Source organism: Marinobacter sp. (genome assembly GCF_033722735.1).
GTDB lineage: Bacteria > Pseudomonadota > Gammaproteobacteria > Pseudomonadales > Oleiphilaceae > Marinobacter.
Window position 1 is genome coordinate 159,144 of the sequence record NZ_JAWVYN010000004.1, and the last position, 19,694, is coordinate 178,837.

General features: G+C 64.5%; 20 protein-coding genes. 13 read left to right on the forward strand and 7 right to left on the reverse strand.

The window, feature by feature from the left end; all coding sequences use genetic code 11:
* The first annotated feature begins 35 nt into the window (after positions 1-35).
* From traF to R3175_RS05390, 6 genes are all read left to right on the forward strand, one after another.
* Positions 36-1,283, forward strand: a complete 1,248-nt coding sequence (gene traF / locus R3175_RS05365) for a conjugal transfer protein TraF (protein WP_318942845.1) — start codon at positions 36-38, stop codon at positions 1,281-1,283.
* Between the two features lie 139 nt (positions 1,284-1,422).
* A complete protein-coding gene (locus R3175_RS05370; protein WP_318942846.1) occupies positions 1,423-2,538 on the forward strand; it encodes a multifunctional CCA tRNA nucleotidyl transferase/2'3'-cyclic phosphodiesterase/2'nucleotidase/phosphatase in 1,116 nt (371 codons plus the stop codon).
* Between the two features lie 10 nt (positions 2,539-2,548).
* Positions 2,549-3,292, forward strand: a complete 744-nt coding sequence (locus R3175_RS05375; protein ID WP_318942847.1) for a pteridine reductase — start codon at positions 2,549-2,551, stop codon at positions 3,290-3,292.
* A gap of 170 nt (positions 3,293-3,462) precedes the next feature.
* Positions 3,463-4,641, forward strand: coding sequence for an acetyl-CoA C-acetyltransferase (locus R3175_RS05380; protein ID WP_318942848.1), 1,179 nt, complete (start codon positions 3,463-3,465; stop codon positions 4,639-4,641).
* Between the two features lie 20 nt (positions 4,642-4,661).
* Positions 4,662-5,126 carry a tRNA (uridine(34)/cytosine(34)/5-carboxymethylaminomethyluridine(34)-2'-O)-methyltransferase TrmL gene (gene trmL, locus R3175_RS05385; protein ID WP_318942865.1) on the forward strand — a complete coding sequence of 155 codons (465 nt, stop codon included), beginning with the start codon at positions 4,662-4,664 and terminating at the stop codon, positions 5,124-5,126.
* Positions 5,127-5,202: 76 nt separating this feature from the next.
* Positions 5,203-5,895 carry a hypothetical protein gene (locus R3175_RS05390; RefSeq protein WP_318942849.1) on the forward strand — a complete coding sequence of 231 codons (693 nt, stop codon included), beginning with the start codon at positions 5,203-5,205 and terminating at the stop codon, positions 5,893-5,895.
* Between the two features lie 125 nt (positions 5,896-6,020).
* Here R3175_RS05390 and secB read toward each other — a convergent pair whose 3' ends face one another.
* Together secB and R3175_RS05400 are read right to left on the reverse strand one after the other, a co-directional pair.
* The gene (gene secB, locus R3175_RS05395; RefSeq protein WP_318942850.1) at positions 6,021-6,524 is read right to left on the reverse strand and encodes a protein-export chaperone SecB; all 504 of its coding nucleotides are present in this window, start codon (positions 6,522-6,524) and stop codon (positions 6,021-6,023) included.
* A gap of 159 nt (positions 6,525-6,683) precedes the next feature.
* The gene (locus R3175_RS05400; RefSeq protein WP_318942866.1) at positions 6,684-7,100 is read right to left on the reverse strand and encodes a rhodanese-like domain-containing protein; all 417 of its coding nucleotides are present in this window, start codon (positions 7,098-7,100) and stop codon (positions 6,684-6,686) included.
* Between the two features lie 190 nt (positions 7,101-7,290).
* Here R3175_RS05400 and gpmM point away from each other — a divergent pair, with 190 nt between their 5' ends.
* The 4 genes from gpmM to R3175_RS05420 all read left to right on the forward strand — a co-directional run bounded on the left by gpmM (position 7,291) and on the right by R3175_RS05420 (position 12,383).
* On the forward strand, positions 7,291-8,838 hold the full coding sequence (gene gpmM / locus R3175_RS05405; protein WP_318942851.1) for a 2,3-bisphosphoglycerate-independent phosphoglycerate mutase: 1,548 nt from the start codon (positions 7,291-7,293) through the stop codon (positions 8,836-8,838).
* Positions 8,839-8,871: 33 nt separating this feature from the next.
* Positions 8,872-10,035 carry a murein hydrolase activator EnvC family protein gene (locus R3175_RS05410; RefSeq protein ID WP_318942867.1) on the forward strand — a complete coding sequence of 388 codons (1,164 nt, stop codon included), beginning with the start codon at positions 8,872-8,874 and terminating at the stop codon, positions 10,033-10,035.
* Positions 10,036-10,162: 127 nt separating this feature from the next.
* Complete coding sequence (locus R3175_RS05415) at positions 10,163-11,548, forward strand: S41 family peptidase (protein WP_318942852.1); 1,386 nt, start codon at positions 10,163-10,165, stop codon at positions 11,546-11,548.
* A 4-nt stretch (positions 11,549-11,552) separates the two neighbouring features.
* Positions 11,553-12,383 carry a divergent polysaccharide deacetylase family protein gene (locus R3175_RS05420; protein WP_413231732.1) on the forward strand — a complete coding sequence of 277 codons (831 nt, stop codon included), beginning with the start codon at positions 11,553-11,555 and terminating at the stop codon, positions 12,381-12,383.
* Between the two features lie 67 nt (positions 12,384-12,450).
* Here the strand turns inward: R3175_RS05420 and hisF are convergent, their stop codons facing one another.
* The 5 genes from hisF to R3175_RS05445 all read right to left on the reverse strand — a co-directional run bounded on the left by hisF (position 12,451) and on the right by R3175_RS05445 (position 15,880).
* Positions 12,451-13,224: an imidazole glycerol phosphate synthase subunit HisF gene (hisF, locus tag R3175_RS05425; protein ID WP_318942853.1), complete on the reverse strand. Its 774-nt coding sequence runs from the start codon at positions 13,222-13,224 to the stop codon at positions 12,451-12,453.
* Positions 13,225-13,256: 32 nt separating this feature from the next.
* Positions 13,257-13,988 carry a 1-(5-phosphoribosyl)-5-[(5-phosphoribosylamino)methylideneamino]imidazole-4-carboxamide isomerase gene (hisA, locus tag R3175_RS05430; protein WP_318942854.1) on the reverse strand — a complete coding sequence of 244 codons (732 nt, stop codon included), beginning with the start codon at positions 13,986-13,988 and terminating at the stop codon, positions 13,257-13,259.
* 45 nt (positions 13,989-14,033) lie between these two features.
* Positions 14,034-14,687 carry an imidazole glycerol phosphate synthase subunit HisH gene (gene hisH, locus R3175_RS05435; RefSeq protein ID WP_318942855.1) on the reverse strand — a complete coding sequence of 218 codons (654 nt, stop codon included), beginning with the start codon at positions 14,685-14,687 and terminating at the stop codon, positions 14,034-14,036.
* 21 nt (positions 14,688-14,708) lie between these two features.
* A complete protein-coding gene (gene hisB, locus R3175_RS05440) occupies positions 14,709-15,302 on the reverse strand; it encodes an imidazoleglycerol-phosphate dehydratase HisB (RefSeq protein WP_318942856.1) in 594 nt (197 codons plus the stop codon).
* A 116-nt stretch (positions 15,303-15,418) separates the two neighbouring features.
* Entirely contained in the window at positions 15,419-15,880 is a 462-nt protein-coding gene (locus R3175_RS05445) for an SRPBCC family protein (RefSeq protein WP_318942857.1), read from the reverse strand.
* A gap of 214 nt (positions 15,881-16,094) precedes the next feature.
* Here R3175_RS05445 and R3175_RS05450 point away from each other — a divergent pair, with 214 nt between their 5' ends.
* The 3 genes from R3175_RS05450 to R3175_RS05460 form a co-directional block, all read left to right on the forward strand.
* The gene (locus R3175_RS05450) at positions 16,095-18,326 is read left to right on the forward strand and encodes an AsmA family protein (protein ID WP_318942858.1); all 2,232 of its coding nucleotides are present in this window, start codon (positions 16,095-16,097) and stop codon (positions 18,324-18,326) included.
* Positions 18,323-19,387 carry an A/G-specific adenine glycosylase gene (gene mutY, locus R3175_RS05455; protein ID WP_318942859.1) on the forward strand — a complete coding sequence of 355 codons (1,065 nt, stop codon included), beginning with the start codon at positions 18,323-18,325 and terminating at the stop codon, positions 19,385-19,387. Before R3175_RS05450 ends, mutY begins: the two co-directional genes overlap by 4 nt.
* A 77-nt stretch (positions 19,388-19,464) precedes the next feature.
* On the forward strand, positions 19,465-19,694 hold a 230-nt coding region (locus R3175_RS05460), incomplete at its 3' end, for an oxidative damage protection protein (protein WP_318942860.1).

A 19,694-nucleotide genomic window follows, 5' to 3' on the forward strand; every position in this document is an offset into this window, starting at 1 on the left:
ATGCACCGGCCACATAGATAGGAGTACTTGACCTTATGACCGGTATCCGAGTTTCCCGCCTGGCCCTGGCCATCGGGCTGACGGCTTCCACCACCACCACCGTGATGGCGGCCCCCCAGACCTTCCAGACCGCCCGCTCCTTCGCCATGGGCGGCACCGGCGTTGCCGTGGCCCATCCGGCCACCGCCAATATTGCCAACCCGGCAATGCTGGCGGATGACCACCACGACTGGGCCGACGACTTTGGCCTGATCCTGCCGTCCGTCAACGCCCGCTTCGCCGATGAGGAGGAGGTGGTCGACCAGATTGACGACATCCAGGACACCATCGACCGGCTCGCGAACAGCGATACCCCCGTTGAAGCTCAGGAAAATGCCGGAGTCTTACGCCGGCAGCTCGACGAGCTGGACCGCGATACCGCCCGAGTCGATGTGGGCGCCGGCCTCAGCCTGTCGATCCCCCTGGAGACGCTCTCTGTCGGGGTCTTCACCGACGGCAGCCTGCGGGTTACCACCCGTGGCAACGTCACCGACAATGACCTGGAGATACTCAGGGAGATAGAGGAGGACGTCATCGCCGCCTCGGAAGTAGCCACTGGCGTTCGAGATGTTGAATCGGAGCTGACCTCCGACGGCACCGTCATCGCCGCCTCCACCGCGGAGATCGGCGTCAGCTTCGCCCGGGGCTTCGAGCTGGCTAACGGCCACAGCCTGTCCCTGGGCCTGTCCCCGAAATATGTCCAGCTGCGCACCTTCGAGTACGTCCAGCGGGTCGGCGACTTCGACGATGACGACTTCGATTCCGACGAGAACGAGACAGACGACAGCCAGTTCAACGTTGACCTGGGCGCCGCCTACCGTTTCGGTGAGGACGGTGAGTGGAACGCCGGCCTGTCGGTCCGCAACCTGCTGCCCATGGACCTGGAGTCCACCAGCGGTGCCGAACTGGAGATCGACCCCCGCATCACGGCCGGTATCGCCCACAACGGTGAATACCATGTCACCACCGCCGAGCTGGACCTGACCGAACAGAAAGGCTTCGGCTTCAGCGACGACACCCAGTGGCTGGCGGTGGGGGCCGAGTTCGACGCCCTGCGCTACGCCCAGCTGCGGGTGGGCCTGCGCCACAACCTGGCCAGCAACGACGACCATCGCGGCGTGGAGGAAGAGACCCAGTTCACCGCCGGCATCGGCCTGAGCCCGTTCGGGGCACGCCTGGACATCGGCGGCCTGATCAGCGACTCGGAGGTGGGTGCCGCCATCGAACTCGGCGCCGCCTTCTGACCCAGCCGGTAACAGGCGCCTCCATCGGTCACGGTGGAGGCGCCTTTTCATCCCCCCCGCGACTTATCACTGTTTCACATTTGCCCTACCCCTGCCTTAGCCCGGATAATCGGCCCCAGTTATTCACCGAGGCCCTGGAATGGACACCTATCTTGTTGGCGGCGCAGTCCGTGACGAACTGCTGGGTATTCCGGTCAAGGACCGGGACTGGGTGGTGGTTGGTGCCTCCCCCGAAGACATGCTGGCCCAGGGCTACCGCCAGGTAGGCGCGGACTTCCCGGTGTTCCTGCACCCGCAGACCAATGAGGAATACGCCCTGGCCCGCACCGAGCGCAAGCAGGGCCATGGCTACCACGGGTTCGTGGTCTACAGTGCGCCGGATGTCACTCTGGAGGAAGATCTCAGGCGGCGGGACCTGACCATCAACGCCATGGCCCGGGACGCCGACAACCAGCTGGTGGACCCGTTTAACGGCCATCAGGACCTGACGGATCGCTGGCTGCGCCATGTCTCGCCCGCCTTTGCCGAAGACCCCCTGCGCATCCTGCGCACCGCCCGCTTTGCCGCCCGCTTTGCGCCCAAGGGTTTCCGGGTCGCCGACGAGACCATGGCCCTGATGCGGCAGATGGTGGCGGACGGCGAGGTGAACCACCTGGTGCCCGAACGGGTCTGGCAGGAGGTTCAACGGGCGTTACAGGAGCAGGCGCCGACAGTCTTCTTCGAGGTGCTGCAGGCCTGCAACGCCCTTGCGGTGCTGATACCGGAGCTGGACGAAAGCCGGCTGGCCACCGCCCTGGCGGCGCTACGTTGCATCAGCGCCAAGGCTGACGCCACCGACACCCGGCTGGCGGCACTGCTATCGCCCCTGCCGGCCCGGCAGGCCGAGCATCGGGCCCAGGCCATGAAGGCCCCCAACGAATGCCAGCAACTGGTGCGACTGACCACCCGCTGCCGCGAGCAGCTCGGCACCCTGCCCGCCGATACCGGGGCCTGCGCCGAAGACCTGCTGCAACTGCTGGAACTGACGGACGCCTGGCGCAAACCCGAGCGCTTCGACCGACTGATCGGGGTACTTGGTTGCGTGGTGGAACGCCGCCAGGCGCCCATTCTGGAACAACTTCAACAGGCCGCAAACACCACCGCCCAGGTCAACGCCCGGGAACTGATGGCCCAGGGCCACAAGGGCAAGGCGCTGGGCCAGGCGATCCGGCAGGAACGTCTCCGGCGTATACAGGCGTTGTTGCCCACCCACTAGGAAGGTAATCGTGACCGAATCCCCCGTTGTCCTGATCACCGGAGCCGCCCACCGTCTCGGCGCAGCCACCGCCCGTCACCTGCACCAGCGCGGCTGGCGGGTGATCGTGCATTACCGCAGCCGCCAGCAACAGGCCGAGGACCTGGTGGCGGCCCTCAACCGGCAGCGAGCGGAGTCCGCCATCGCCCTGGCCGCGGACTTGAGCCAGCCGGCCGAGGTGGACCGCCTGGCCCGGCAGGCGGTCGCGCACTGGGGACGGCTGGACGGCCTGGTCAATAACGCCTCGGTGTTCTACCCAACCCCGACGGCCTCGGCCACCGGCGACGATTGGGACACCCTGCTGCACACCAACCTGCGGGCGCCCTTCCTGCTGGTGCAGGGCTGCCTGCCTGCCCTGCAACGGGCCAGCGGCGGCATCGTCAATCTGATCGACATCTATCACCAGCGCCCCCTGGCCGATCACCCCCTTTACTGCGCCAGCAAGTCCGGCCTCGCCACCCTGACCCGGGCCTGGGCCAAGGACCTGGCGCCGGCGGTGCGGGTCAACGGTGTCTCCCCCGGCGCCATCCTCTGGCCCGAGAGCGGCATTGAAGCAGACCAGGCACATCAACAGGCCATTCTCGACAAGACCCCGCTGGGCCGTACCGGTACGCCGGAGGACATCGCCGGGGCGGTGGCCTTCCTGCTGTGTGACGCCCCGTTCATCACCGGACAGATCCTCGCCGTCGACGGCGGTCGCAGCCTGAACATGTAGCCGCGCCGGCCACGCTCGTTGGTCGGCCACCGCCTTTGGGCTACAATGCAGGCCACACCGATATGAAACCACCAAACCGTCGCCACCGCGGCCTGTCCTCAAGGCCCGCCGTGGCTCAGCGGGTGATCGAGCTGATCCGACGGGACCCTAGCCGCTATTGGAGACTAACCATGCGTGATGTAGTAATTGTAGCCGCCAAGCGGACCGCCGTTGGCACCTTCGGGGGCGGTCTGTCCAGCCTGCGTGCCGACCAGCTGGGCAGTGCCGTAATCAAGGCGCTGCTGGAAGAGACCGGCGTCGCTGCCGACCAGATCAACGAAGTGGTGCTGGGCCAGGTACTCACCGCCGGTTGCGGCCAGAACCCGGCCCGCCAGGCCGCCATTAACGCCGGTCTACCCACCTCGGTACCGGCCATGACCATCAACAAGGTATGCGGCTCCGGTCTCAAGGCGGTACACATGGCGGTGCAGGCCATCCGCGAGGGCGACGCCGAGATGATGATCGCCGGTGGCCAGGAAAGCATGAGCCAGGCCCCCCATGTGGTGCCCAACAGCCGCAATGGCCAGCGCATGGGCAACTGGACCATGATCGACACCATGATCAACGACGGCCTGTGGGACGCCTTCAACGACTACCACATGGGCATCACCGCCGAGAACATCGTCGACAAGTACGGCATCAGCCGCGAGGAGCAGGACGCCTTTGCCGCCGCCTCCCAGCAGAAAGCGGTTGCCGCCCAGGCCGCCGGGTATTTTGACAGCCAGATCGTGCCGGTGAGCATCCCCCAGCGCAAGGGCGATCCCATAGTGGTGGACAAGGACGAGAACCCGCGGGACGGCGTCACCGCCGATGGCCTGGCCAAGCTGCGCCCGGCGTTCAAGAAAGACGGCACGGTGACCGCCGGCAACGCCTCCTCCCTGAACGACGGCGCCGCGGCGGTGCTGGTGTGCAGCGCCGAGAAGGCCGAGCAACTCGGGTTGACCCCGCTGGTGACCATCCGCGCCCACGCCAATGCCGGGGTGGACCCCACCATCATGGGCACCGGTCCGATTCCCGCCAGCCAGCGCTGCCTGAAGCGGGCCGGCTGGAGCGTGGATGAGCTGGACCTGGTGGAAGCCAACGAGGCCTTCGCCGCCCAGGCCATTTCCGTCAACCGCGACCTGGGCTGGGATACCGACAAGGTCAACGTTAACGGCGGCGCCATTGCCCTCGGCCACCCCATCGGCGCTTCCGGCTGCCGCATCCTGGTGACCCTGATCCATGAGATGGTGCGTCGGGAGGCCCACAAGGGCCTGGCAACCCTCTGCATCGGTGGTGGCATGGGTGTGGCGCTGGCCGTCGAGCGCTGATGACCACCCCCTCGGCGCCCCTGCTGAACGTGGTGCTGTACGAGCCGGAGATCCCCCCCAACACCGGGAACATTATCCGGCTCTGCGCCAACACCGGCTGCCAACTGCACCTGATCGAACCCCTGGGCTTCAGCCTGGAGGACAAACAGATGCGTCGCGCCGGGCTGGACTACAGCGAGTACGCCACTGTGAAAGTCCACGCAAGCTACTCGGCTTTCCTGCAGGCCGAGCAGCCCGAGCGGCTGTTTGGCCTCTCCACCAAGGGCCGGCAGGGCTATCACCAGGCCCGGTTCCAGGCCGGGGACTACCTGATGTTCGGCCCGGAGACCCGTGGACTGCCCGGCGAAGTCCGGGATAAAATACCCACTAACCAGCTGTTACGGGTACCCATGCAACCCAATTCCCGCAGCCTGAACCTGTCTAATACTGCAGCGCTGGTGGTTTACGAGGCGTGGCGCCAGCTGGATTTCAGCGGAGGCGTCTAGGGTGTCAATCAAGAATCCGCCTGTCCTGCCCCGACACCGTGTTGCATGGCTGTGGCGGCTTGCCGTTGCGAGCGGGATGCTTTGCTGGACAGCCTCGACGACGGCCGGCGGCGAGGCCGGTCAGGTTCGGCTGATCACCTCCCTGGAAGAGTCCTCCGAAGCCTCCGTTCACGCCGGCCAGCAACTGATCACCGCCGTGTATGAGAACTGCGGTCTGCAGGTGAACTTCCTGGAAGCCCCGCCGGCGCGCTCGCTCAGCCTGGCGGAGGAAGGCCGGGCCGACGGAGAGCTGGCCCGGCTGCGCACCTCGATCGACGCCAATGGCCCGCTGGTTGCCCTGGAGCCGCCCATCACGGTCCTGCAAGTCGTCCCGATCTACGTCAACCCGGACATTCCCGCCAGCAATACCCTGGCGTCGGTCAAGCGCGTCGGCTACATCAATGGCTACCGCATGGTTCCGCCACTGCTACCCCGGGGCGTCTCCACGCTGCTGGCCCACAATACCGAGCACTTGGTGCTTTTGCTGGAACGGGATCGCATCGATGTCGGGCTGACACTGGGCTTGGACGCCGAAAAAGCCTTGCTCGAGCACGAGGGTCTGATGGCCGGGAACCCGGTACTGCAGGAACCGGTGTACCACTTTATCCACCGTTCCCGGATCGATGATATGCCCTGCCTGTCCAAGAGCTTGCAGAGACTCAAGGAGGAAGGACATGTGGACAGGGTGTTGGACTCAATCGTCTCCGAACAGCTATCGAGCCCGCCCTGAGCGGGCACCGCGTACCGACAGGAAGACACGGCGCGGGGCCGGACTGGCGACGCACTGGCGGGATGGAGAGGACGGGAGGACAGCCGCCATAACCGGCCGGGGCCGGCCGGTTATGGCTTGAGCCGTTAGTGGGTCTGGCCTTCCTGACCCGCTTCCGCCTGGGCTTCCTCCTGCTTGCGCTTGAGGGCCTGGGCGTAGATGGCGTCGAAGTTCACCGGGGCCAGCATCAGGGCCGGGAAGCTGCCCTTGTTGACCATACCGTCGATGGCTTCACGGGCGTAGGGGAACAGGATGCTCGGGCAGTAGGCACCGAGCATCTGCCCCAGCTGCGGACCCTCGATGTTCTGCACCAGGAACACCCCGCCCTGCTGGATTTCCACGATGTAGGCCACCTTCTCGCCCACCTTGGCGGTCACCGTCAGGGCCAGCACTACTTCGTACTGGTTGTCACTGATCTTGGTGTGGCTGGTGTTGAGGTCCAGGTTCACCTGGGGCTTCCACTGTTCCTGGAACACCGACGGTGCGTTCGGTGATTCAAAGGACAGGTCCTTCACGTAAATACGCTGAAGGGCAAATTGGGGTTGATTTGCGTTCTCGCTGCCTGCTGCGGCCTGCTGGTTATCAGCCATGTTCAATCCTTTCGATCTCTGAGGGGGCACCAGGTGCCCTGTTCGGTTATTAGCGCGACCGCGACAGTGTACCCACTGGCTCCGCGTGCTGATGTGAAACAGTGCGGCAGATTGGCCATCAATTCAAGGGCCCGGCCCCGAGCCCCGGCAGTCACCACACTACTTCTTGACCAGGGGCAGATTGCTGGCCTTCCAGTCGGCGATACCGCCATTGAGCCGCACCACATTCTCAAAGCCTTCCGCGGTCAGCTGCTTGACGGCCATGGCTGCGTGCTGCCCCATCTTGTCCGCCACCACGATCTGCTTGCCCTTGTGCTTGTTCAACTCGGCCATCCGCTCCTTCAGGCTGTTGAGCGGAATGTGCAGGGCGCCGGTGATGTGCCCCTCGGCGTAGTCCTTGCGGTCGCGGATATCGAGCACGATGGCCTCGTCCCGGTTGATCAGGTTGACCGCCGCCTGGGCGGAGATCTTCTGGCCACCACGGCGGGATTCCAGCACAAACAGGGCCGCCAGCAACGCAACGAAAATCGACACCAGAATGTAGTGATTGACTATAAACTCGAACAACCTGTCCATGAACAAACCCTGTTGATTGATTTTGGCGCGATTATACACACCCTCTCCCGGCGACAGAAGGCAGGCCCGGGCCCCGGCCTCGACAAACAACTTGCCGGCGTAGATCAGAAGTCGCATAGCCTGAAACCGGCAAAACGGGTAGAATCAGCGCTCCCATTTCCCAATTTCGCCAAACACACCGGATGAAGTGATGACTGTGACGCGCAAGCCGACTGCACTGATTATTCTGGATGGCTGGGGCCACCGTGACCCAGCGGAAGACAACGCCATCAGCAATGCCCAGACCCCGTTCTGGGACAAACTCTGGCAGCAGCAACCGAAAACGCTGATCAACACTTCCGGAATGTTTGTCGGACTGCCCCAGGGCCAGATGGGCAACTCCGAGGTCGGCCACATGAACCTTGGCGCCGGCCGGGTGGTGTACCAGAGCCTGACCCGCATCGACAAGGACCTGGAAGACGGCGCCTTTGCCAGCAACCCGGTCATCTGCCAGGCCATCGACAAGGCCGTCGAGAACGGCCGCGCGGTTCACTTGATGGGTCTGCTCTCTCCGGGTGGCGTGCACAGCCATGAGAAGCACATCCTCGCCGCTGCGGAAGTGGCCGCCCAACGGGGTGCCAAGGAAGTCTACGTTCACGCCTTCCTCGACGGCCGCGACATGCCGCCGCGCAGCGCCCAGCCATCCCTGGAGAAAGCCGCCGCCAAGCTGAAATCCCTTGGCGTTGGCCGGGTGGCCTCCATCGTTGGCCGCTACTACGCCATGGACCGGGACAACCGCTGGGACCGGGTCGAGGCGGCCTACGATCTGATGACCCTGGGCGAAGCCGAATTCACCGCCAATGATCCCCAGGAAGCGCTGGCTATGGCCTACGAGCGCGGCGAGAACGACGAGTTCGTCAAACCGACCCGCATCCGCACCCAGGGTGACAGCGAAGGCACCATCAACGAAGGCGACGCGGTGCTGTTCATGAACTTCCGCGCCGACCGCGCCCGTGAAATGACCCGGGCATTCGTGGAGCCGGAATTCGATGGCTTCGAGCGTCGCAAGCATCCCCAACTGGCGGATTTCGTCATGCTCACCGAGTACGCGGCCGACATCAAGACCGCCTGCGCCTACCCGCCGGAGCAGCTGACCAATGGTCTGGGCGAAATCATGGCCAAGCTGGGCAAGACCCAGCTGCGCATCTCCGAAACCGAGAAATACGCCCACGTCACCTTCTTCTTCAACGGTGGCCTGGAAACCCCGTTCGAAGGCGAGGACCGCATCCTGGTGCCATCCCCGAAAGTGGCCACCTACGACCTGCAGCCGGAGATGAGCGCGCCGGAAGTCACCGACAAACTGGTGGAGGCCATCAAGAGCGGCAAGTACGACCTGGTGGTGTGCAACTACGCCAACGGCGACATGGTTGGCCACACCGGTAAGCTGGAGGCTGCCGTCAAGGCCGCCGAATGCCTCGACCAGTGCGTCCAGCGGGTTGCCGAGGCGCTGGAGGAAGTGGGCGGCCAGGCCCTGATTACCGCCGACCACGGCAACTGTGAGCAGATGACCGACCCCAACTCCGGCCAGGTGCACACCTCCCACACCATCGGCCCGGTGCCCCTGGTCTACGTCGGCCCACGCAAGCTGCGGCTGAAGGACGACGGCAGCCTGAGCGACGTCGCGCCGTCGCTGCTGAGCCTGATGGACCTGGAGCAGCCGGCGGAAATGACCGGGCACAGCCTGGTTGACCCCCTGTAAGCGGGCCGGTCCGGCGGACCGGTCGGCTTGACCATGCGCGACCTGCCCCTTCGATTCACGGGATCTGCAGTCCTGGGCCTGTGCCTGGGCCTGCTGCTCCTGTGCGCCCCCACCCTGGCGGACGAGGATGTGTCGCCCCAGCAGATCGAGGCGCTCAAGGAGCAGATCGCCGACATCGACGAATGGCTGGCAGACGCCGAGGACGAACGGTCCGACCTGGAACAGGCTCTGGTCCGGGCCGAACAGCAGATCAGCCGGCTGACCCGGCAACGCCGGGAACTGCGCCAGCAGCTGGCACAGCAGCGTGACCACCTGGCGGAACTGCGCCAGCGGGAGCGCGAGCTGATCAACGTGCTGGACCGCCAGCGGGAAGGGCTCAAGCAGCAGATCCGCGCCGCCTGGATGGAAGGGGACACCCCCGCCATCAAGGTGCTGCTCAACGAGGTGGACCCGCAGAACCTCGCCCGCACCATGACTTACTATGAATACCTCAGCCAGGACACGGTGCGCCGGCTGGAGGCCTTCAATACCAACCTGCGCCAGTTGCGCAGCACCCAGCACGAAGCCAACGCCACCCAGACCCGACTGGCCAAGCTGGAGCAGGACGTGGCCCAGCGCCAGCAGCAACTAAGGGACAGCCGGGCCCAACGGGAGCAGACTCTGGCGGCCCTGAAAGCGGAGATTGGTAACCGCCAGGATCGCCGGGAAAGCCTGGAAGCCGACCGGGTACGGCTGGAGAAACTGCTGAAGGAAGTTCAGGCGGCCATCGCCAGCATTCCCGCCCCCAACGAATCGCAACCCTTCCGCTCACTGCGGGCCAAACTGCCGTGGCCGGTACAGGGTCAGGTGATCCGCAATTTTGGCGAGAGCCTGGCTCAGGGCCGGCTTCGTCATAACGGCCTGCTGATCACCACAGACAGTGACGCCGAGGTCAAAGCGGTGCATTATGGCCGGGTGGTGTTTGCCAACTGGCTGCGGGGGTTTGGCCTGATGACCATCGTCGACCATGGCGACGGCTTCATGAGCCTGTATGGTCACAGCAGCAGCCTGCTGACCAGTCCCGGCGACTGGGTGGCCGCCGGCCAGGCCATTGCCATTGCCGGTCAGACCGGGGGCACGGAGCAGCCAGCCGTGTATTTTGAGGTTCGCCACCAGGGCACGCCCCAGAACCCCCGGCGCTGGCTCAGCCAACGCTGATCCGGCACAGCACACAGCTGGGGCACTCACCCACGGGGTGGGCTGACAAAGCCAGCCCGGAACGCCATACTGTTATAACTCTAAGAAAACTTTTCATTATTTGACTGGAACAGAACAGGACAGGTGAATGGGAAAGGCAAGAAGTAAACGGTACCTACCAGGTTTTCACGTGCTGATCGGCGCCGCCTGTTTGATAGCCCTTCCCACCCTGGCCGAGGACAACCGCGAGGAGCAGGAACGGCTGCTCGAGGAAATCAACAGCGGCCAACCGGTACAGATCCGCCTGCCGGACCCGGAAGAGCAACTGCCACTGGACGACCTGCGCAAGTTCACCGAAGTCTTCAGCCGGATCAAGGATGCCTACGTTGAGGAAGTGGACGACCGGCAACTGCTGGAAAGCGCCATCAAGGGCATGCTGGCCGACCTCGACCCCCACTCCACCTACCTGGCCCCGCAGGACTACGAAGAGCTGGAGGAAAGCACCACCGGCGAGTTTGGCGGCCTGGGCATCGAAGTGGGCATGGAGGACGGCTTCGTCAAGGTGATCGCCCCCATCGATGACACCCCCGCGCAGAAGGCCGGCGTACAGGCCGGTGACCTGATCATCAAGCTGGGCGACCAGCCGGTCAAAGGGCTGTCACTGGAGGAGGCGGTCACCCTGATGCGCGGCAAGCCCGGCACCATCCTGACGCTCACCATCATGCGCGAGAGCGAGAGTGCGCCCATCGAGATCGACGTCGAGCGCGACATCATCCGGGTGAACAGCGTGAAATCGCGCATGCTGGAGAATGGCTACGGCTATGTCCGCATCACCCAGTTCCAGTCTGAAACCGGGGCCGACTTCCGGGCCGCCATCGAGGACCTGATGGCCGACAACGAAGGCACCCTCGACGGCCTGATCATCGATGTGCGCAACAATCCCGGCGGCATCCTGCAGACCGCCGTGGAGGCCGCCGACTCCCTGCTCGACGAGGGCCTGATTGTCTACACCGAGGGCCGCATCCAGAGCTCCCGTCTGCGTTTCAGCGCAACCCCCGGCGACATCACCTCCGGCACCCCCACCGTGGTGCTGATCAATGGCGGCTCCGCCTCGGCCTCGGAAATCCTCGCCGGCGCCCTGCAGGACCACCGGCGCGCCGTCGTGATGGGCACCCAGTCGTTCGGCAAGGGCTCGGTCCAGACCGTCATTCCCCTGGACGAGACCCACGCCATCAAGATGACCACCGCCCGCTACTTCACCCCGGACGGCCGCTCCATCCAGGCCCGCGGCATCACCCCGGATATCGAGGTACGCCCGGCACAGCTGACCGAGCTGGAGGGACGGCCCTTCTTCACCGAAGCGGACCTGAGCGGCCACCTGGAGAACGGCGAGGAAGACGACCTGGACTCCCGGGCCCGCGCTGCCGACGAGGAAGACAGCTCCCCCATCGACCGTGACTTCCAACTCCGGTCGGCTCTCAACCTGCTCAAGGGCATGAAGATCCTCGATCGCCAACAGAACGGAGCCCAGTAAACGGATGTTACGACTGTCCCTGCTGATTGGCGCCCTGCTGGCGCCAATCCTGGCCATGGCGGGCACCCACCCTGCAAGCGCCAGCACCGGCCAGGTGCCGCCCACCATCGCCATCATCATTGACGACATGGGCCACAACCGCCACGAGGGCGAACGGTTGATCGCCCTGGAGCAGCCAATCACCCTCGCGTTCCTGCCCTACCGGCGCTTCACCACGATGTTGGCCAAGCAGGCTCACCGGAACAACAAGGAAATCATGCTCCATGCGCCCATGGCGAACACCCGCAATTTCGACCTGGGAGCAGGTGGCCTGACCAGCGAGATGGGGCGTCACGACACCATCAGCACCCTGCGCCGGGCCCTGCAGTCCATTCCCCATGTCCGGGGCGTCAACAACCATATGGGCAGCCGGCTTACCCAGATGATGGAGCCGATGGAATGGGTGATGTCGGAGCTGTACCGCTACCCGCTCTACTTTGTCGACAGTCGCACCATCGCCAGCTCGGTGGCCAGCGACGTCGCCGAGGCCTACCAGATCCCGACCCTGACCCGGGACGTGTTCCTGGACCACGAGCAGACCGAGGAGTTCGTCGACCGGCAATTCCAGCGACTGATCCAGATGGCGCGGCAGAACGGCAGCGCCATTGGCATTGGCCATCCCCACAAGGTGACCGTGGACTACCTGGAGAAGCACCTCCCCCAACTGGACCAGCAGGGCATTGCGGTAGCCACGGTGAGCGGGTTATGGGCATTGCGCAACAACAACCGGGAGATGTTCGCCGAGGGGGAGAAGCGGGCCATTGCCCCGGCACTGGCCAACAACGCCAGCCAGTGACCCTTGCCAGCCTCCATAAAAAAAGCAGGCCCGAGTGGCCTGCTTTTTTATGGAGAACTGCTACGCCCTACAGCCGGACCTCAATGCCCTGATCCTTCATGGCCTGCTTGGCCTCGGGAATGGTGTGCTGGCCGAAGTGGAAGATGGAGGCCGCCAGCACCGCGTCCGCGCCGCCCTGGGTGACGCCGTCTGCCAGGTGCTGAAGCTCGCCGACACCGCCGGAGGCGATCACCGGTACCGAGACCGCGTCGCTCACCGCCCGGGTCAGGCCCAGATCGAAGCCGACCTTGGTGCCGTCCCGGTCCATGCTGGTGAGCAGCAGCTCGCCGGCCCCCAGTTCGGTCATCTTTCTGGCCCATTCCACTGCATCCAGTCCGGTGGGTTTACGGCCGCCGTGGGTGAAGATCTCCCAGCGCTCCGGCTCGCCCTCGCCACTGACCTTCTTGGCGTCGATGGCCACCACGATGCACTGGCTGCCGAAGCGCTCGGCGGCCTCACGGACGAACTCCGGGTTGAACACCGCGGCGGTGTTGATGGACACCTTGTCGGCCCCGGCGTTGAGCAGTTTGCGGATATCGTCCACGGTGCGCACGCCGCCACCCACGGTGAGCGGGATGAACACCTCGGCGGCCATCCGCTCCACCGTCTCATAGGTGGTGTCGCGGCTCTCGTGGCTGGCGGTGATGTCGAGGAAGGTGATCTCGTCGGCGCCCTGCTCGTTGTACTTGCGGGCTACTTCCACCGGGTCACCGGCGTCACGGATATCGACGAAGTTCACCCCTTTCACCACTCGGCCCTTGTCGACGTCGAGGCAGGGAATGATGCGTTTGGCCAGAGACATGGTCGTGCGCTCCGCTTGTCAGAAGATCGTAATTACAGGCTGTCGCAGTAGGCCTGGGCCTCGGCCACGTCCAGCGTGCCCTCGTAGATGGCCCGGCCGGTGATGGCACCGAGGATGCCCTTGTCCGCCACCGTGGCCAGCCGCTTGAGGTCGTCCATGTTGGTGACCCCGCCGGAGGCGATCACCGGGATGCCGCCGGCCTCGGCCAGCGCCGCGGTGGCCTCGACGTTGACGCCCTGCATCATGCCGTCCCGGGCAATGTCGGTGTAGACGATGGAGTCGACACCGTCGCTGGCGAAGCGCTTGGCCAGGTCGGTGGCCATCACTTCGGACACCTCGGCCCAGCCATCGGTGGCCACCCGGCCGTCTTTGGCGTCCAGGCCCACGATGATGTGGCCGGGAAACTGCTTGCACATCTCGGTGACGAACTCCGGCTCCTTCACCGCCTTGGTGCCGATGATCACCCACTGCACCCCGGCCTTGAGGTAGGCCTCGATGGTTTCCGGGGAGCGGATGCCGCCGCCGATCTGGATCGGCAGGTCCGGGTAGCGCCTGGCGATGGCCTGGACGATCTCACCGTTCACCGGTTCGCCGGCAAAGGCCCCGTTCAGGTCCACCAGATGCAGCCGGCGGGCGCCGGCATTCACCCAGCGGGCGGCCATATCAACGGGGTCGTCGGAGAACACGGTGGAGTCGTCCATGCGGCCCTGGCGCAGGCGCACGCACTTGCCGTCTTTCAGGTCGATGGCGGGAATAATCAGCATGAGAGGGAATCCGTATCAGTCAGTCGATTCAGTATCCGGCCCGGCTCAGGCGCCGGTCCAGGTAACAAAGTTCTTCAGTAGCTGCAGGCCGGCGTTGTGGCTCTTCTCCGGGTGGAACTGGGCGGCGAAGATGTTGTCCCGGGCCACCGCAGCCGCCAGGTCGACGCCATAATGGGTACGACCGGCCAGGTCCGGGTTGTGTTCCGCCTCGGCGTAGAAGCTGTGGACGAAGTAGAAACGCTCGCCGTCGGGGATGTTGTGCCACACCGGATGATCGACGGTCTGGTAGACCTCGTTCCAGCCCATATGGGGAACTTTCAGGCGCTCGCCAGCGTGCTCTCCGCTTTTTTCCTTGAGGCTGTCGCCAAAGTAGCGTACCTGGGCCGGGAACAGGTTGATGCAGTCAACGCCGTTGTTCTCTTCGCTGTGGGACATCAGGGCCTGCATGCCCACGCAGATACCCAGCAGAGGCCGGTCCACCGAGACTTCCTGCACCAGGGCATCGACGCCCAGGCGGCGGATCTCCGCCATGCAGTCGCGGATGGCGCCCACTCCTGGCAGGATGACCCGGTCCGCCTCGCGGATGTGGTCGGCATTGTCGGTGACCAGCACCCGGGTCTCCGGGGCCACATGCTCAACCGCCTTGCTCACGGAATGCAGGTTGCCCATGCCGTAATCAATAATGGCAACGGTCTTCATCTGAAACTCAACTCCGGCAGGTTACAGCGAGCCCTTGGTGGACGGGGTGATACCCGCCATCCGGTCATCCACTTCAATGGCCATGCGCAGGGCGCGACCGAAGGCCTTGAATACGGTCTCGATCTGGTGATGGGTGTTCTTGCCGCGCAGGTTGTCGATGTGCAGGGTCACCATGGAGTGATTGACGAAGCCGTGGAAGAACTCCTCGAACAGGTCCACGTCGAAGCCTCCCACGGAGCCACGGGCATAGGGCACGTCCATGATCAGGCCAGGACGGCCGGACAGGTCAATTACCACCCGGGACAGGGCCTCATCCAGCGGCACATAGGCGTGACCATAACGGCGGATGCCCTTCTTGTCGCCCACCGCCTGCTTGAACGCCTGACCGAGGGTGATGCCGATGTCTTCCACGGTGTGGTGGTCGTCGATGTGCAGGTCGCCCTTGGCCACGATGTTCAGATCCACCAACCCGTGGCGGGCAATCTGGTCCATCATGTGTTCCAGGAAGGGGACACCGGTATCGAAGGTGGCTTTACCGGTACCGTCGAGATCAATCTCGGCGGTGATCTGGGTTTCGAGGGTATTTCGTTCTACCCGAGCCTTACGTTCGGCCATGGGGACTCCAGTGCAATGAGACGGCACAATGCCAATAAACTTTCGAGTGCGGATTATACCTGTTCTTGCGCCCAGCGTCTCACCACGGCCTTAATTCTCTCGATAGGCTCCCTGTATCAGAACGCCTTCTTGAGATTGTCCACGTAGGTGTCCACCAGGCTGTTGAACTCGTGCTTGATCACCGGGCTGATGGCCAGCTTGAGCAGGCCCGGCAGTGGCAGGGTCAGTTCGGCGGAGGTCCTGAACTTCGCCACCGTGGCATTGTCGCCGTTGGCCTTCAGTGCCCAGGAGCCCTGCACCACGCCGTTGCCCTCACCCTTCACCGGTTTCCAGGTGATGCTGCCGGCGTCCCGGTCGGACTGGTAGGTACAGGCATAGATGGACTGGATCGCGTGCTTGTCGATACCGATCTTCTCCATCTCCCAGCGATAGGCGTTATCGCCCAGATCCACCAGCTTATCCACCTTGGGGAAATAACCGGCCGAACGGGGGACGTCCGCCAACAGGTCGAACACTTCGCCATAGGCAGCCGGAATCTCGAAGTCCCGACTCAATTCAATGGACACAGTGATAGCCACAAACCTCTCCTTACACTCATTGTTGAATAGTTGTCTCTGGTACTGCTCGCCGTGGGGCGGTGCCGAACCGGCCTGGCGGTTGTTATTGGGCGCCCATTCTGTCTGAACCCTAACCGATTGTCATACAGTTCGCCTTTAATTCTGGGACGCCTACGTTATCCTTGCAATCATCTGCGTCTTATCTCCGGAACCGACCCGAAAGGAAGCCGACACCATGAAAGCAGTTCGTTACCTGGTCCTGGCCGTCATCGGCCTGATCGTGCTGGCCGTTGTCGCCGTCGCCGTTGCGATTGCCGTTATCGACCCCAACGACTACAAGCCCCAGATCGAGAAAGCGGTGGAAGACGCCACCAACCTGGAGCTGATCCTCGAGGGCGAGATCGGCTGGTCCTTTATCCCGCTGGGTCTCGAACTCAATGGCGTCGAGGCCACCCTGGAAGGGGATCGCCTGGTCCGCCTGGAGCAACTGGTGGCCCAGGTGGATTTCTGGTCGCTGATCGCCCTGTCCCCGCAAGTGAACACCTTTGTGCTGGACGGTCTGGACGCCCACCTGGTGGTGGACCAGGATGGCACCGGCAACTGGACTCGCATCATGCCTGAATCAGACGAACGTGACACTGCCTCGGTTCCATCCGATGAACAACCGGCGCCGGGATCAGAACCCGATGCCCAGCCGGCACCCACAACAGCCGAGGGTGGCGAGCCGCTCAACTTCAATGTGGAAAGCGTACGCATCACCAACGCCAACGTGCTCTACAATGACAAGAGTACCGGCCAGTCGGTGACCCTGGAGAACGTCGGTCTGAGCGCCAGTGACATTGCCCTGGGCAAGGACTTCCCGCTGGAGCTGGCCTTCCGCTTTGCCACCAGCCAGCCGGCGTTCGGCGTGGACGGCACCATTCGTGCCGACCTGAACGCCAACGAGGCCCTCAATCGCTTTGGCATGGCCAACCTGAACGCCCGCTTTGCCCTCAGCGGCGAGCCCTTTGGTGGCAAGACCGTGCAAGCCGTGATCAAGGGCGGCGCCGTGGCCGACCTGGAGAACGAGACCGCCGCGCTGAACGACCTGTCCGCCACCCTGGCCAACCTGCAACTGACCACCAACCTCAACGTGAGCGGCTTTGGCGATTCGCCGGAACTGAGCGGCAACCTGGCCATTGCCGAGTTCTCCCTGAAGGAGCTGCTCGACGCCCTGGGCCAGCCGGCCATCGAGACCTCCGATCCGGACGTGCTCAGAGCCCTGGCCCTGGCCATGAACCTCGACGGCCCGCCCGGCATGGTTTCCCTGGACAACCTCTCCATCCAGGTGGATGACAGCACTTTCGAAGGAAACGCCAGCTACACCCTGGCCAACGGCGCCGCGGCCCTGAACCTCCAGGGCGATGCCTTCAACGTCGACCGTTACCTGCCCCCGCCTGCCGAAGAAACCGGAGAGGCCGAGGCACCGACCGACGACGCCCCAGCGGAAGCCACGACGGCCGGGAGCGCCGAGGAAAGCGACCTGCTGCCCCTGGACACCCTGCGCACCCTCGCCCTGGACATCAACCTGGGCCTGGGCGAGCTGATCGCCAGTAACCTGACCATCAACGATCTCAAGGCGGTGATCACCGCCAACAACGGCGTGCTCAAGGTCAATGAGCTCAGCGGCAAGCTGTACGACGGTGGCTTCAATGCCAACGTCACCCTGGACGCTCGCACCAACACCCCCACCTGGGCCATCGGCTCCCGTGTCAACAACGTGCAGACCCTGCCACTGCTCACCGACCTGGCGGAAGTGGACATGCTCTCCGGCGGCGCCAACCTCAACGTCGACCTGAAGACCGCCGGCAACCGCATCTCCGCCCTGCGCAACAACGCCAAGGGCGAGATCGGCTTCAACCTGGCCGAGGGCGAGTTCACCCGCATGAACCTGACCCGCATGGCCTGCCAGGGCATCGCCCTGGCCAACCAGGACACCCTGGCCACCACCGGCTGGGGCACCTCCACCCCGTTCAATGACATGCGCGGCACCCTCAAGGTGGACGGCAACACCCTCACCAACACCGACCTGGTCGCCGCCCTGGCCGGCATGAAGCTGGAAGGCAACGGCACCGTCGACCTGACCGCCGAGGCCCTGGACTACGAGGCCGGCCTGCGCATCGTCGGCGAGCTCCACCGGGATGAAGCCTGCCGGGTGACCGAGTATGTCGAGAACGTGGTGGTGCCGGTGGAGTGCCGCGGCAACTTCGCCGACGATCCCGGCGGGCTGTGCTCCTTCGACGGTTCGCGCTTCCGCGACACCCTCAAGACCATCGCCGCCAACGCCGCCCGCGCCAAGGCCGAGGAAGAGGTGGAACGGGCCCGCGAACGTGCCGAAGAGAAAGTCACTGAAGAGCTGGAGCGCCACATGGAAAGCGAAGGCGCCGAACAGGTGAAGGACGCCCTGAAGGGACTGTTTGGCCGATGAGCAGCAGTGTTGCCCAGCGCTTGCTGGGGTGGTACGACCGTCACGGCCGCAAGACCCTGCCCTGGCACCGGGACCGTAACGCCTACCGGGTGTGGGTCTCGGAGATCATGCTGCAGCAGACCCAGGTGGCCACGGTGATCCCCTACTTCGAAGCCTTCATGGCGCGCTTCCCGGATGTCGAGGCCCTGGCCTCGGCACCGGAAGACGACGTCCTCGGCCACTGGTCCGGACTGGGCTACTACGCCCGTGCCCGTAACCTGCAGAAGGCCGCCAGACAGGTGGTCGAGCAATTTGACGGCGAGTTCCCGGCAGACCAGGAGCAGTTGGAGTCCCTGCCCGGCATTGGCCGTTCCACCGCCGCCGCCATCCTGGCCCAGGCCTTCCAGCAGCGGGCCACCATCCTCGACGGCAACGTCAAACGGGTGCTGGCCCGCCACCACGCCGTCGCCGGTTGGCCCGGCCAGAGTGCGGTGCTGAACCAACTGTGGCAGCATGCCGAGACCCACACCCCCCACCAGCGGGTGCGGGATTACACTCAGGCCATCATGGACCTGGGGGCCATGGTGTGTACCCGCAGCCGGCCATCCTGCGAGGAGTGCCCCTTACAGGCCAGTTGCCAGGCCCACGCCCGCGACGAAGTCTCCCTCTACCCCGGCTCCAAGCCCAAGAAGGCCAAGCCGGAGAAAGCCACCTGGATGCTGATCCTGGAAGACCGCCAGGGCCGGGTATTGCTGCAGAAGCGCCCACCCAGCGGCATCTGGGGCGGCCTCTGGAGCCTGCCGGAGCTGGACCCGGCGTACACCGCCGAGGAACTCCCCGACGCCTGCGAACAGGCCCTGGGCCTGAGCTGTGGCGAACCGGAACTGCAGGCGGGCTTCCGCCACACCTTCAGCCACTACCACCTGCACATCCAGCCCGCCCGGCTGATCGCAGCCTCCGGTACCGCGATTGCCGACGACGCCGACCAGCGCTGGGTGTACCGGGATGAGGCCATCAGCCTGGGGCTGCCCGCCCCCATCCGCACCCTGCTGACCAGCCCCGAGCAGCCCGCCCTGCTTTGATCTGTTATCATCCCGGGCCAGTACTCCTTCAAGGTGATAACTAACCAATTCACAGGCCATCAACGACAGGAGCCGATATGAGCCACACCGTTTTCTGCCGCAAGTACCAGCAAGAACTCGAGGGCCTGGACTTCCCGCCCATGCCGGGCAAGAAAGGCGAAGAGCTGTACCAGACCGTCTCCAAGAAGGCCTGGCAGGAATGGCAGGCCCAGCAGACCATGCTGATCAACGAGAAGCACCTGAACCTGATGGAGCCCAACACCCGCAAATACCTGCAGGCCCAGATGGAACACTTCCTCGACAACGA

Bases quoted from the DNA above. Each gene is read 5' to 3' on its own strand.
- traF (WP_318942845.1), top strand. From the start codon at position 36: ATGACCGGTATCCGAGTTTCCCGCCTGGCCCTGGCCATCGGGCTGACG.
- R3175_RS05370 (WP_318942846.1), top strand. From the start codon at position 1,423: ATGGACACCTATCTTGTTGGCGGCGCAGTCCGTGACGAACTGCTGGGT.
- R3175_RS05380 (WP_318942848.1), top strand. From the start codon at position 3,463: ATGCGTGATGTAGTAATTGTAGCCGCCAAGCGGACCGCCGTTGGCACC.
- R3175_RS05390 (WP_318942849.1), top strand. From the start codon at position 5,203: ATGCTTTGCTGGACAGCCTCGACGACGGCCGGCGGCGAGGCCGGTCAG.
- secB (WP_318942850.1), bottom strand. From the start codon at position 6,524: ATGGCTGATAACCAGCAGGCCGCAGCAGGCAGCGAGAACGCAAATCAA.
- R3175_RS05400 (WP_318942866.1), bottom strand. From the start codon at position 7,100: ATGGACAGGTTGTTCGAGTTTATAGTCAATCACTACATTCTGGTGTCG.
- gpmM (WP_318942851.1), top strand. From the start codon at position 7,291: ATGACTGTGACGCGCAAGCCGACTGCACTGATTATTCTGGATGGCTGG.
- R3175_RS05410 (WP_318942867.1), top strand. From the start codon at position 8,872: ATGCGCGACCTGCCCCTTCGATTCACGGGATCTGCAGTCCTGGGCCTG.
- R3175_RS05415 (WP_318942852.1), top strand. From the start codon at position 10,163: ATGGGAAAGGCAAGAAGTAAACGGTACCTACCAGGTTTTCACGTGCTG.
- R3175_RS05420 (WP_413231732.1), top strand. From the start codon at position 11,553: ATGTTACGACTGTCCCTGCTGATTGGCGCCCTGCTGGCGCCAATCCTG.
- hisF (WP_318942853.1), bottom strand. From the start codon at position 13,224: ATGTCTCTGGCCAAACGCATCATTCCCTGCCTCGACGTCGACAAGGGC.
- hisA (WP_318942854.1), bottom strand. From the start codon at position 13,988: ATGCTGATTATTCCCGCCATCGACCTGAAAGACGGCAAGTGCGTGCGC.
- hisH (WP_318942855.1), bottom strand. From the start codon at position 14,687: ATGAAGACCGTTGCCATTATTGATTACGGCATGGGCAACCTGCATTCC.
- hisB (WP_318942856.1), bottom strand. From the start codon at position 15,302: ATGGCCGAACGTAAGGCTCGGGTAGAACGAAATACCCTCGAAACCCAG.
- R3175_RS05450 (WP_318942858.1), top strand. From the start codon at position 16,095: ATGAAAGCAGTTCGTTACCTGGTCCTGGCCGTCATCGGCCTGATCGTG.
- mutY (WP_318942859.1), top strand. From the start codon at position 18,323: ATGAGCAGCAGTGTTGCCCAGCGCTTGCTGGGGTGGTACGACCGTCAC.